The sequence below is a fragment of the Candidatus Nitrosacidococcus tergens genome (assembly GCF_902810445.1).
In the GTDB taxonomy this organism is placed as follows: Bacteria; Pseudomonadota; Gammaproteobacteria; order Nitrosococcales; family Nitrosococcaceae; genus Nitrosacidococcus; species Nitrosacidococcus tergens.
Genome location: NZ_LR778175.1, coordinates 791550 through 805482, shown reverse-complemented (window position 1 = coordinate 805482; position 13933 = coordinate 791550). Strand labels below are relative to the sequence as shown.

The following is a 13933-nucleotide window of genomic DNA, read 5'->3' as shown; positions in this document are numbered from 1 at the left end:
AATAGAAGAATTCATATGAGCTATGATCTGGTAAATATTTTATGCCTAAGGAAAGTAGCTCTGTTTCCTAAAGCTTCTTCAATACGAATAAGTTGATTATATTTAGCTACCCGATCAGTGCGAGATAAAGAGCCAGTTTTAATTTGACCGCTACAGGTAGCCACAGCTAAGTCTGCGATAAAAGTATCTTCCGTTTCTCCAGAACGATGAGAAATCACTGTAGTATACTTGGCATCTTTTGCCATATGAATAGCGGCTAGAGTTTCAGTCAAAGTGCCAATTTGATTGACTTTAATTAAAATGGAGTTAGCAATATTTTTATCAATCCCTTCTTTTAAGATTTTGGTATTGGTAACAAATAAATCATCTCCCACCAACTGGATCTTCTGACCTAATGCTTGAGTAAGTAAAGCCCAGCCTTCCCAATCATTCTCAGCCATCCCATCTTCAATAGAAACAATAGGATAACGTCCTACCCAAGTTTCAAGTACATGGGTTAACTCCTCACTGGTATGTTCTTTACCATCAAAGATATAATGACCTTGTTTATAAAATTCGGTACTGGCTAAATCCATCGCTAGCCCTAAATCTTGACCAGGTGTATACCCTGCTTTAATAATAGCTTCTAATATTGCTTCAATGGCCGATTCGTTAGAAGGTAAATCAGGAGCAAATCCTCCTTCATCCCCAGCATTGGTATTTAATCCTCGGCTATGGAGTATACTTTTTAGACAGTGAAACACTTCAGCTCCATAACGGACTGCTTCGGTAATGTTTTTTGCCCCAAAGGGTACAATCATAAACTCCTGTATATCTACATTGTTATCTGCATGTACCCCCCCATTGAGGATATTCATCATAGGCACTGGCATTTGAAAAGCACCAGTTTTATTTAGATAATCATATAAAGGCTTTTTTGCTTCTTGAGCAGATGCTCGAACAGTAGCTAGTGAGACTGCTAAAATCGTATTAGCACCTAACCGAGCTTTATTAGGTGTGCCATCTAATTCGATCATCACTTGATCAATCGTCTCTTGTTGGCTAGCTTCTTGCCCTACAATCTTTTGAGCAATTTCTCCATTGATATGAGCAACTGCCTTTTGTACTCCTTTACCACCATAGCGCTTAGGGTCCTGATCCCGCAATTCTATGGCTTCTCGAGAACCAGTAGATGCACCAGAAGGTACTATTGCTTGACCTACCGCCCCTGTTTCAAGAAATACTTCAGCTTCTACTGTAGGATTACCTCGGGAATCGAGAACCTCTCTGCCAAGAACCTTGGTGATTTTACTCATTTAAGCCTATCTCCCTAATATAAAAAATATATAAATACTATTGATTAGTGTTTTTTATTGTTCTATCAATAGCCTGTAAAGTTGTTAATAACACTTCCATCTCTTTTAGAGGCACAGAATTAGGACCATCACTTAGCGCCTTACTGGGGTTTGGGTGAGTTTCCATAAAAATACCTGCAATCCCGACCGCAGCGGCTGCTCGAGCTAGTGGAGGCACAAACTCACTTTGTCCGCCAGAGCTTCCCCCTAATCCTCCTGGCTGCTGTACTGAATGGGTAGCATCAAATATTACTGGGCATCCAGTGTTACGCATAATTACTAAGCTGCGCATATCAGAAATTAAAGTATTATAGCCAAAAGAAACTCCCCGTTCACATACCATAATTTGCTGATTACCTACTGATTTTGCTTTTTCTACTACATATTCCATATCCCAAGGAGCTAAAAATTGACCTTTTTTGATATTAACCGGTAATCCTTGTCGAGCTACATTTTGAATGAAGTTTGTTTGCCTACAAAGAAAAGCTGGCGTTTGTAATACATCGACTACTGAAGCTACTTCCAATAGTGGAGTATCTTCGTGGACATCAGTGAGTACTGGTATTTGTAAATTTTTTTTTATCTTCTCTAAAATGGCTAAACCTTGCTCAAAACCTAATCCTCTAAAACTATTGACTCCAGTCCGATTTGCTTTATCAAAAGAGGATTTATAAATAAAAGAAATGCCCAGTCGAGTAGTTATTTCTTTAAGATTTCCTGCGGTTTCCAACGCAAGTTCTTCACTTTCAACCACACAAGGACCCGCAATAAGAAGTAGTGGATAATCTAATCCTACTTTAAACCCACAAAGATCCATAGTTAAGTAGTTTTCCTATTTTTGAAAGCTGCTGTAATAAAACTCATAAAAAGAGGATGACTATCCCTAGGAGTGGAGATAAATTCAGGATGAAATTGACAGGCGATAAACCAAGGATGATTGGGAATCTCAATGATTTCTACTAAATCTCCTTGAGAAGAAACCCCAGAAATAATCAATCCTGAAGACTCAAGTACCTCACGATAACTATTATTAAACTCATAGCGATGACGGTGTCGCTCTGTAATTACTTCTTTGCCGTACAAAGTAGCGGTTTTTGTATTAGGTAATAATTTACATTGATAGGCACCTAAACGCATGGTGCCCCCAAGATCGGTATTCGTGTTTCTCTGCTCTAAAGTACCATCATCTCTCTGCCATTCGGTTACTAATGCAATCACTGGATTTGAAGTATGCTGATCAAACTCTGTACTATGCGCTTGTGGTAATCCTGCCTTGTTACGAGCAAACTCAATAATGGCAACTTGCATTCCTAAACAAATGCCGAGATAGGGAATATTATGATCTCTAGCATATTTTGCAGTTGCAATTTTACCTTCAATCCCCCGTTTACCAAACCCACCAGGAACTAGAATAGCATCTAATTTAGAGAGACAAGTACCTTGAGCTTCAATATCCTCTGAATCAAAATAAGTAATATGGACACGAGTCTGTGTGTGAATCCCAGCATGGATCAGTGCCTCAGAAAGAGATTTATAGGCCTCTTTATGATCCACGTATTTGCCTATTAAACCAATAGTGACTTCTTTATCTGGATGATCCAAATTATAAAGTACCTGCTGCCACTCAGTAAGTATTGGAGGATTTGAGCTTAAGTGAAGATGATCAACAACAATACTATCTAATCCTTGCTCACATAACTCTATAGGTACTTTATAAATGCTATCTACGGTTGCAGCCGAAATGACTGCCTTATCAGGTACATTAGTAAATAAAGCAATTTTACGTCGCTCCTGAGATGGGAGCAAATGCTCTGATCGGCACACTAAAATATCTGGCTGGATGCCTATGGATCTAAGCTCTTTAACTGAATGCTGCGTAGGTTTTGTTTTTAGTTCTCCTGCAGAAGCAATAAAGGGAATTAAAGTTAAGTGAATATAAAGGGTATTGTGATACCCTAATTCAATACGCATTTGGCGAATTGCTTCTAAAAATGGTAGCGATTCTATATCTCCTACGGTACCACCAATTTCCACTAATGCAATTTCTGAATCTGCTGCACCTTTATGAATACAACGTTTAATTTCATCCGTAATGTGGGGGATTACTTGAACTGTGCTGCCTAAATAATCACCTTTGCGCTCTTTAGCAATCACTCGTTCATAAATTTGCCCGGTGGTATAATTATTATATCGAGTCATTTTAGTACGAACAAAGCGCTCATAATGTCCTAAATCAAGGTCAGTTTCTGTACCATCTTCAGTAACAAATACCTCTCCATGCTGGTAAGGACTCATCGTACCAGGATCTACATTAATGTAGGGATCAAGTTTAATGAGTGTGACCTTAAACCTTCTCGCCTCAAGTAATGCACCTAAGGAAGCTGAGGCAATTCCCTTACCTAAGGAAGAGACAACGCCACCGGTAATAAAAATAAATTTAGTCATAGATTACAAATAAAATTAGTGGGAAAGCCAACGAATAACTACTCCCCTCTCCTGAGGCTTAGGAAGAAAGGTTTGATCTATTCCTATACCAGCAACAAAAACGAGTTTTTCATTGAAAAATACCATAGGTATTCTTGCTCTTTGCCAAGGAGGAATACCCTGCTGTTGAAAGAGTTTTTTAATACTATGATGGTGGTTTTTTAAATATATCTTCTCTCCTCCTTGGCGAAAAGCAACTGTTATTTTATTTTCCTGTAGAAATTCGATTCCTAATCCTTCCCCATAGGTAAATTCCGGAGATAATTTTCCACCAACACTTGAAGGTAGTATAAGTGGGCTTATTCCATCCCAAGAAAGCGTTATTTCTGAATTATGATAAGGCATAGGAGGTTGGGCATAGATCCTATCCCGATAACGTCTCACTTCTACTCCAGTCCATGCTATCAAAGGTTGAGTATCTTCTGTGGCAGGTAGAATTTCATTTAAAATGCGTTGCAAATGAGTATAATCTGGTAGGGGTAAATTTAGTTGCTTTAACCAATATCGTAATACATTACGACAGATGGGTGGAGATAAGGCTTTTAATTTACGAACTGAAAGACCACATTGATTATCTTTAATTTTCTGTAAATGCTTGCTGGCATGATCCTCTAAAATAGTGCTAGCATCCCTTTGATTTAACGCTACCCGAGATAAGGTTTGACCTAATCCAGGCCAGCGTGCCTTTAAAGTTGGGATAATTTGATGGCGTAAATAGTTGCGATCGAAATCAGTGTTTTTGTTGCTAGGATCTTCAATCCAACTTAAATTTTTTTGGTAAGCATAATCTTTTAGATCCTGTTGCGTAAAGTTTAAAAGTGGGCGAATTAAATAGCCCTTACCAAATGATTGGCTGAATACCATTGCAGCTAAACCTGCAGTTCCAGTACCTCGAAATAATTGTAATAATACCGTTTCTACTTGATCGTCTTGGTGTTGTGCAGTAAGCAAACATTCACCTTCTTGTATTTCCTCTTTAAATGCTTGATAACGTGCTTCCCGAGCTACTGCTTCAAGACTTTGTCCTTTAGCAGGTTGCACATTAATTTTTATTATTTTGCAAGGTACTCCAAGATCATTACAAACTTGATGGCAATGCTCTCCCCATACCCTAGAGCGAGGATGTAATCTATGATCAATATATAAAGCAGTTACCGTAATATAAGAAAATTTCTTTTGTAGTTGTGCTAAAGCGTAAAGCAATACATGAGAGTCAAGCCCGCCGCTATAGGCAACCCTATAAATATTAGAGGCTATAGTTTCTTGTAAGATTTTAAACAGCAGATGCGAGGAAAATCTCACAATACTTATCCTTGAAACTGACCGTAATTCCTTAACCGATCCTGCCTTTGAGTAAGTAATTGATCAATGGATAATGTTTTTAATTCGGCTAATTGTTCACTGAGTGTGGTTTTTAAGTGGGCTACCATTGTTTTTATATCCCTATGAGCCCCACCTAAAGGTTCTGGAATAATACAATCAATTAAGTTCAAGTCTTTAAGCCGCTTTGAAGTTACTCCTAAAGTCTCTGCTGCATCTGGAGCTTTTTCTGTACTTTTCCAAAGAATAGAAGCACATCCCTCTGGAGAAATAACAGAATAAATACTATATTCAAGCATACATATACGATCTCCTACTCCAATAGCAAGGGCACCCCCTGAGCCACCTTCTCCGATAATCGTAGCAATAATTGGCGTTTTTAACCCTGCCATGACATATAGATTACGAGCAATGGCTTCGCTTTGTCCCCGCTCTTCTGCATCAATACCAGGATATGCACCTGGAGTATCTATAAAAGTAAGGATAGGTAATTTAAATTGATCCGCTAATTGCATTAAACGCAATGCTTTTCGGTACCCCTCAGGTCTTGGCATAGCAAAATTGCGAGCAATTTTATCCTTGGTATCTCGTCCCTTTTGATGACCTATTACTACGACAGGTTCTCCTTCTAATCGAGCAACCCCACCTACAATAGCTTTATCATCAGAAAAAGTACGGTCCCCATGAAGCTCTTCAAAATCGGTAAAAACATGATGAATATAATCTAAGGTATAAGGACGTTGGGGATGTCTTGCAAGCTGGACAATTTGCCAATCAGTCAGATTACTGAATATGGATTGGGTAAGCTCTATATTTTTATGTTTTAGCTTACTAATTTCCTCAGAGATATTTACTTTATCATCATCAATAAAACTTAACTCTTCGATTTTAGCTTCAAGCTCTGCAATAGGCTGCTCAAAATCTAAAAAGCTTATTTTCATAATATTCTAATAGCTATTTATGGAGTAAATGGAGATTATATCTTTTTTGTAAATTGTAATTAATAATGCACTTTAGTATATTGAATTTCTGAAAGTAAATTGAGATTAGATAATAGATTCTCTGTTGGACGAATATACCATTGCTTGCCGAGAATAATCGGTACAATAATCTGGTTATCATGATAAGAAATACGGATTTGACATCCTTCTTGCTGCTGAAAAGGAGTCAGTATCTGTGCTAACTCTATAATAGATTCTCTTTTCAGTTTAGTACCATCTATATTGATTTCTAACCACTTTGCAAATACTTCACGAGCCTGATCTAACGTATAAATGTGCTCTGCAGTAACCGAAATTTGATCTGTATAAGAATCCCATCCAGATTTTCCTTCAATCACCACAATTTGATCAGGTTGTATCAATTTTTGATTAGAGTTATATACTTCAGCAAATACCTTTACTTCTAGTCTAGCACTTTGATCATTTAAGGTGATAAATCCATTTCGCCCTTTTTGACTTGCTTTGCTAATACGGATTGATTCTATCAATCCACCGATCACAACTTGTTGCCGACCTCGCTTTAAATAGGATTGTCCAATAATATTTCTAAGTGTAGCTGTAGTTATTTCTTTTAATTCAGAAAGGTGACTATCTATAGGATTTCCACTTAAGTAATATCCTAAAGCATTTTTCTCTAAAATAAGTTGTTTTTCTTGATCCCATGGTGCTATCTCTAGGTAGCTGTTAGCTTCTTTTTTATCAGAAATTATATTTAGTCCAAATAGATCATTTTGCCCGACAGCTTTATTATAAGATACTTGTTCTGCTAACGATAAAGCATGGGTTAAAGATGCTTCTAAAGTAGCTCTATTTTTTCCAAAAATATCTAAAGCACCTGCTTGAATTAATACCTCTAATACCCGTCGGTTTGTTTTTCTGAGATCAATCCGAGAGCAAAAATCAAATAAATCCCTATAAACCCCATGCTGCTCTCTATCTTTTATAATTCCTTCTAAAGCAGCTTTGCCTACCCCTTTAATCGCTCCTAAACCGTAGCGAATCTCTGTTTGATTTTGTGCTTCAAAATAATAATAACTAGTATTAATATTAGGCGGAAGAATATTTAATCCCATATTCTTGCTCTCTTCTATGAAGCCAACTACTTTTTCTGTATTATCCATATCAGAGGAAAGCACTGCTGCCATATAGGGTGCTGGATAATGGGCTTTTAAATAAGCGGTTTGATATGCAATAAATGCATAGGCAGCTGAGTGGGATTTATTAAACCCATATTCAGCAAATTTTTCCATTAAATCAAAAATATCTGTTGCAATTTGTTCATCTACATTCTGTGATTTTGCTCCAGTAATAAAAATTTCTCGCTGCTTTGCCATTTCTTCAGGTTTTTTCTTACCCATCGCTCGACGCAGTAAATCTGCATTACCTAGCGTATATCCTGCTAAGACTTGGGCAATCTGCATCACTTGTTCTTGATAAACAATGACTCCATAGGTAGGTTTAAGAATTGGTGCTAAATCTGGGTGGAAGTAACTGACTTTTGCTCGCCCATGCTTACGGTTAATATAATCATCAACCATTCCGGATTGAAGCGGTCCTGGGCGAAATAATGCGACTAATGCAATAATATCTTCAAAACAATCTGGCTGTAACCTTTTAATAAGATCCTTAATGCCCCTAGACTCTAACTGAAAAATAGCTGTGGTTGCACATTTCTTAAGTAAACTATAAGTTTTTTTATCATCCCTAGGTAAGGTAGCAAGATCTAGCAAAGGTAGATTTTCGGCACTTCGTTGCCGATTAATAGCAGTAAGCGCCCAATCAAGGATTGTTAAGGTACGTAGTCCAAGAAAGTCAAATTTTACTAAGCCAATCGCTTCCAGATCATCTTTATCAAACTGGGTAACCCCACCACTTGCTCCCTGTTCACAATAATCGGGTACGTATTCAATGATCTTTTTTGGAGCAATGACTATTCCTCCTGCATGCTTTCCTGCGTTGCGAGTAATGCCTTCTAGTTTCTTAGCTAAATCAATAAGAAAACGGACTTCTTCTTCTGTTTGATAACGAGCTGCCAGTCCTTCAGATTCTTTTAATGCTTTTTCCAAAGTCATCCTTGGATCAAATGGAATCAGTTTTGCAATTTGATCTACAAAGCCGTAGGGGTGGCCAAGCACTCTCCCAACATCCCGTACCACTGCTTTAGCTGCCATACTGCCATAGGTAATGATTTGAGAGACTCGATCTTGACCATAGCGTTGACTTACATAATCAATAACTTTATCTCGCCGTTCCATACAAAAATCAACGTCAAAATCAGGCAAGGAAACCCGCTCTGGATTAAGAAATCGCTCAAAAAGTAGATCAAAGGCTAAAGGATCCAAATCGGTAATTCCTAGGGCATAAGCCACTAAAGATCCTGCCCCTGATCCCCTACCTGGTCCCACAGGAATTTTATTTTCCTTGGCCCAGTGAATAAAATCAGCAACGATTAAAAAGTATCCTGCAAAGCCCATCTGTTCAATCACAGCCAGCTCCTTTGCAAGTCTAGATTCGTAGCGATCTTGATGGACTCTCTGATCTTCTTGCTTGGGATACAGCTGATTAAGCCGCTTTATTAAGCCATTTTTTGCCTCAGATTGGAGAAACAATTCAGTAGTTTCCGCCTCTTCAGGAATAGGAAAATCTGGAAGATAGTTCGCACCTAAAGTGATCTCAAGATTACATCGCTTAGCAATTTCTATCGTATTCTCCAATGCTTCTGGAAGATCAGAAAATAACGCTTCCATCTCTAATGGTGTACGAAAGTATTGCTGATTACTACAGGGGTATGTGCGACGAGGATCATTGAGTGTCCATCCTTCATGAATACAGATCCTCGCTTCGTGAGCTTCAAAATCATCCTGATGCAAAAATCGAACATTATTAGTAGCTACTACAGGAATACCTGAAACTAAAGCAAGATCCACTGCTGCGTGAAGATACTGCTCTTCATTTTCTCTACCAGTGCGATGGAGCTCTAAATAAAAACGATCGGGAAATTGCTTACTCCAATTTGCAAGCAATTGCTTACTTTTATTAGTGTTATTCGATAATAACGCTTGACCTATATTTCCTTCATAACCCCCAGATAATACAATTAACCCTTCATTGTGATCTTTTATCCAATCCCATTGTATATAGGGTGTTCCTTGTACTTGCCTTTCACGATAAGCACGAGAGAGTAAGTAAGATAAGTTTTGGTAACCTACATGATTTTGGCATAATAGCGTAAAGCGACTAAAGTGATTGTTTTCCTCTTGGCTAGCTAATAAGAAATCAGCTCCGATAATAGGTTTTATTCCTGCGGTACATGCTGATCGATAAAATTTGACTATTCCAAATATATTGTTTTGATCAGTGATGGCAAGTGCTGGCATTTTTGCTCTAAGTGCAGCCTGAATTAATGGTTTAATTCGTACCAAGCCATCTACCATAGAGTATTCAGTATGAAGTCGAAGGTGTACAAAAGACATTATTTTTAGTTAACAGATATTTTAAGCAGAGGATTAGGCGAATTTTAAGTCACTTAAATTACCTTATAAAGCATATCTAAGTATACTCATACTATGATTTGCAGATTAAACCACTAATTAATAGCAATGAATTCTACTGACTATAGTAAGGAATTACAGGAAACTATTTATGAAGCATATAATAAAAAAACCCCCCTATGTATTGTAGGTGGAAATACAAAAGAATTTTATGGTCGTCAGCCTTTAGGTATACCACTGAATATTACTAAACATAGAGGTATTATTAGTTATGAGCCTGAAGAATTAGTCATTTCTGCACGAGCTGGAACCTCCCTTTCTGAAATAGAATCACTACTTGCTAAACAAAATCAGATGCTTGGTTTTGAGCCACCGCATTTTGGTAAAGAATCTACTTTAGGTGGGATGGTAGCAGCAGGCCTTTCTGGTCCTCGCCGCCCTTATGGGGGTGCAATTCGAGATTCCATTCTTGGCGTTACTATCCTAAACGGCAAGGGAGAAAAACTCCGATTTGGCGGTCAAGTGGTTAAAAACGTGGCAGGCTATGATGTTTCTAGACTAATGGTAGGAAGTCTTGGCACCCTTGGAGTATTATTAGAAATTTCTTTAAAAGTACTGCCTCGTCCACCTATGGAAATCACCCTGACTCAACAACAAACTCCTCAAGATGCTCTTCATTTATTTAATAGTTGGACAACCGAGCACCTACCTATATCTGGATCTGTTTTTGATGGAGAGAGCATATACGTTCGCTTGGCTGGATTTAAAGAAACTATTCGTGCTGCCCAACAAAAAATAGGTGGTGAGCAGATAGACAATTCTCAAGGCTTTTGGGCGGCAATACGAGATCATACTTATCCTTTCTTTAAAAAAAAACAACAACCCTTATGGCGTTGGTCTGTTCCTATTGTTACTCCACCTATTGATTTGCCGGGTACTTGGTTTGTGGATTGGGCAGGATCACAGCGGTGGTTTCATTCAGATTTAGATCCAGCACTAATGCGAGTTGGGGTAGAGCGCATAGGTGGTCATGCTACTATTTTTCGAGGAGGAGATAGAAATGGGAAAATCTTCCACCCTCTCTCCAATGCTTTGATAAATTTACACTACCGATTAAAGCAAGCATTTGATCCTCGCTTTATTCTAAATCCTAGACGTATGTATGATGAGTTTTAAATAATTATCTTATGCAGACAAAGCTTGCAGACTTTATTAAAGATACTGAGCAGGGAAAAGAAGCACAAAAAATCATAGCAACTTGTGTGCATTGTGGATTTTGCACTGCCACTTGTCCTACATATCAACTTATTGGTGATGAGCTAGATAGTCCAAGAGGAAGAATTTATTTAATAAAAAATGTCCTTGAAGGTAAAAAAATTAGCTATAAAACCCAACAACACTTAGATCGCTGCCTTACTTGCCGTGCCTGTGAAACCACTTGCCCTTCTGGAGTAAATTATGGAAGATTATTAGATATTGGGCGGGAAGTCGTAGAAGGTAGAGTATCCCGATCCTTTTTAGATCGAATACTACGGAAAGGATTATGTTTTATTTTACCCTATTCTCAGCGGTTTAAAATTATGCTTAAAATCAGCCAGATTTTTTCGCCTCTCCTCCCTAAAATACTTAAAGAACAGATACCTATACAAGAAAAAGATAAATCATGGCCTAAAACTAATTATTCCCGAAAAATGCTAATTTTAGATGGATGTGTGCAGTCTGCACTTGCTCCTAATATTAATACCAGTACCGCTTGGGTATTAGATCAATTAGGAGTTAGTTTAGTATCAGCACCTAACAGCGGTTGTTGTGGGGCAATTAATCAACATCTATCGGATCCTCACGGTGCATTACATTTTATTAAAAAAAATATTGATGCTTGGTGGCCCTATATAGAGAGAGGCGCTGAAGCAATAGTTATCACTGCAAGTGGCTGTGGGGTTATGGTTAAAGAATATGGCATTTTACTTAAATCAGATCCTATTTATGCAGATAAAGCAGCTAAAGTAGCAAAAATGACCAAGGATATTAGTGAAATTATTGCTCAAGAAGATATAACTAAACTTACTATTTCCTCTCACATCCCTCGGGATATTGCTTTTCAATCTCCCTGCACGTTACAGCATGGGCAAAAACTTGCAGGTGTAGTAGAAAGAATATTGAAAAAGATAGGATTTAACCTAACAAAAGTAACTGATCCCCATCTTTGTTGTGGCTCTGCAGGCACTTATTCTATTTTGCAAAAAGAGCTTTCTCAAAAGCTTTTGAAAAATAAGTTACACGCACTGGAAAAAGAGCATCCTAAACTCATTGCCACTGCTAATATTGGTTGTTTAACACACCTTCAAAGCCGAGCTTCAGTACCTGTAAGACATTGGATTAGCTTGTTAGACCCTACAAATAACGTGTAAGTACTAATTATTTTAGTTTTTTAACCATGTACTAATTTTTTAAAAAAAGTGAAGGTAGTTATTATTTTATGACAGAATCAATCGTAGATACGGATAAATGGGTTAAAGGGAAAGTTATTTCTAATCACTTCTGGACAGAGAGTCTTTATTCACTACAAGTAGAGGCATCTATTAATCCTTTTGAAGCAGGACAATTTGGTCGTTTAGGACTAGTCATTAATGGAGAGTTTGTTGCTCGATCTTATTCGTTTGTAAATATGCCAGAAGAAAAATATCTAGAATTTTACTCTATCATCGTTTCTGAAGGATTACTCTCTCCCCGCTTAGCTGAATTAAAACCAGGAGATCCTATCTGGGTTTTTCGAAAAGGAGCAGGGTTTTTAACAATGTCTCAAGTCCAAACTGCCCATAATTTATGGATGCTATCAACAGGAACAGCCATTGGTCCTTTTTTAGCGGTATTAAAGACAGATGAGGTATGGAAAAAGTTTTCTAAAATTATATTAGCTCATTCAGTTCGTAGTTTCAAAGAACTCTCTTATAGACCTTTAATTCAGAGTATCCAGGAAAAGCACTCTGATCAATTTATTTATGTTCCTTTAGTAAGCCGGGAAAAACATAAAGATACTGTCCATGGACGAATTACTACGGCAATTGAAGATGGGCGTATGTCTCAATTTACTGGATTAGAAATCAAACCAGAATCATCTCAAGTAATGATTTGCGGTAATCCAGATATGGTCAAAGATACCACTGAGATTCTAAAAAACTATGGGTTAAAGGACAATAAACGACGCATTCCAGGAGAAATCTCCATAGAAAAGTATTGGTAATTATGGTTAGTTTCTTACTAAAATTAAGAAAAATACAAAAAGGACAACTAGCCCAATAGGAAATAAAAATCCTTTCCAATCTTTGTTTTCCATTTGATTTGTATGGTGAAATGCATTTTTAATTCCAGGACTAAACCATAAAATAACAACTAATGCAATAACACCTGCTAAAACCATCTCCCAAATATTATATTCTTCCATAAAGATATAGTTTTTTTTTAATTTTAAAGTTCTATTCTAGAATGGTAGCATAAAAAAAGCGATGATTATTCGTAAATCGATTCCGCTACTAGAGGCCCTAGATATTAAAAAAGGAATTATTTGTCTAGTTGGAACAGCGGAGAAAGATACGCTCATTCACCGACTAGCAACCCTATATTCAGGGAGAATGGGAATTACTTCTATTACACCCATTCCATCTTTCCCTAAAGATATGCCTGCTTATCAAATTATAGCTGATAAGAAACAGCAAGTTATGCTTATTAATACTGCTACTAAAACCTATCGCATTATTGCTTATGCTCAATCTTCAGAAAAAAAGGGAACTTTACTTGGAATACCGTCTGGGTTAATTGAAATCATTCATACTCAAGCCCAATTTAATTTAAGTGTAGTTAGAGCAGATCTCCCTTTTCATCACTTTGATATAAGCAATCCAATAGATAAAAAAATATTTTCTCTGCCTATAGGAACTATCATGATAATACCAATTATTTCTATAGCAGAAATGGAGCAATCCCTTTTAGCAAAAACAATATTACCTATTCGCCAGGGGAAAGGGATGAGATTCATTTCTAAAATAGGGATAGGTAACCCAATAAAACCTATCTATTTAGCAAAGTCTATGGTTGAATTACTAGAAAATATAGAAGGGGGAAATAGTACAAAAATAATCCCCCTAATTAGTATTAATAAAAGCTATTTTACTCAGGAAGAACAAGACGGAATTATTACTGCAGAGCTTGCGTTAAGTATTACCCATCAATTTGATCAGGTAGTTATTGCCTATACTGACCGTAATACACCTTTTGCTACTGTAGTTTCCCGATATTAAATTGT

Annotated in this window: 11 protein-coding genes; 4 read left to right on the top strand and 7 right to left on the bottom strand. The window is 37.3% G+C overall.

What is annotated here, in order from left to right; genetic code table 11:
* Positions 1-20: 20 nt before the first annotated feature.
* The 6 genes from eno to dnaE are packed head-to-tail and all read right to left on the bottom strand — an operon-like array spanning position 21 to position 9612.
* A complete protein-coding gene (gene eno / locus NSCAC_RS03900; RefSeq protein ID WP_197745102.1) occupies positions 21-1295 on the bottom strand; it encodes a phosphopyruvate hydratase in 1275 nt (424 codons plus the stop codon).
* 37 nt (positions 1296-1332) lie between these two features.
* Positions 1333-2151, bottom strand: coding sequence for a 3-deoxy-8-phosphooctulonate synthase (kdsA, locus tag NSCAC_RS03895; protein ID WP_197745101.1), 819 nt, complete (start codon positions 2149-2151; stop codon positions 1333-1335).
* A 2-nt stretch (positions 2152-2153) separates the two neighbouring features.
* Complete coding sequence (locus tag NSCAC_RS03890; protein ID WP_197745100.1) at positions 2154-3779, bottom strand: CTP synthase; 1626 nt, start codon at positions 3777-3779, stop codon at positions 2154-2156.
* Positions 3780-3794: 15 nt separating this feature from the next.
* Entirely contained in the window at positions 3795-5120 is a 1326-nt protein-coding gene (gene tilS, locus NSCAC_RS03885) for a tRNA lysidine(34) synthetase TilS (RefSeq protein WP_197745099.1), read from the bottom strand.
* A gap of 5 nt (positions 5121-5125) precedes the next feature.
* Positions 5126-6079: an acetyl-CoA carboxylase carboxyltransferase subunit alpha gene (locus NSCAC_RS03880; protein WP_197745098.1), complete on the bottom strand. Its 954-nt coding sequence runs from the start codon at positions 6077-6079 to the stop codon at positions 5126-5128.
* A 59-nt stretch (positions 6080-6138) separates the two neighbouring features.
* Entirely contained in the window at positions 6139-9612 is a 3474-nt protein-coding gene (dnaE, locus tag NSCAC_RS03875) for a DNA polymerase III subunit alpha (protein WP_197745097.1), read from the bottom strand.
* 126 nt (positions 9613-9738) lie between these two features.
* Here dnaE and glcE point away from each other — a divergent pair, with 126 nt between their 5' ends.
* The 3 genes from glcE (at position 9739) to NSCAC_RS03860 (ending at position 12874) form a co-directional block, all read left to right on the top strand.
* A complete protein-coding gene (gene glcE / locus NSCAC_RS03870; protein WP_197745096.1) occupies positions 9739-10806 on the top strand; it encodes a glycolate oxidase subunit GlcE in 1068 nt (355 codons plus the stop codon).
* An 11-nt stretch (positions 10807-10817) separates the two neighbouring features.
* Complete coding sequence (glcF, locus tag NSCAC_RS03865) at positions 10818-12041, top strand: glycolate oxidase subunit GlcF (protein ID WP_197745095.1); 1224 nt, start codon at positions 10818-10820, stop codon at positions 12039-12041.
* A 68-nt stretch (positions 12042-12109) separates the two neighbouring features.
* Entirely contained in the window at positions 12110-12874 is a 765-nt protein-coding gene (locus NSCAC_RS03860) for a ferredoxin--NADP reductase (RefSeq protein ID WP_197745094.1), read from the top strand.
* 6 nt (positions 12875-12880) lie between these two features.
* Here the strand turns inward: NSCAC_RS03860 and NSCAC_RS03855 are convergent, their stop codons facing one another.
* Entirely contained in the window at positions 12881-13075 is a 195-nt protein-coding gene (locus NSCAC_RS03855; protein ID WP_197745093.1) for a hypothetical protein, read from the bottom strand.
* Positions 13076-13136: 61 nt separating this feature from the next.
* On the opposite strand from NSCAC_RS03855, the gene NSCAC_RS03850 reads away from it, so the two are divergent.
* Complete coding sequence (locus NSCAC_RS03850; protein WP_197745092.1) at positions 13137-13928, top strand: hypothetical protein; 792 nt, start codon at positions 13137-13139, stop codon at positions 13926-13928.
* Positions 13929-13933: the final 5 nt, after the last annotated feature.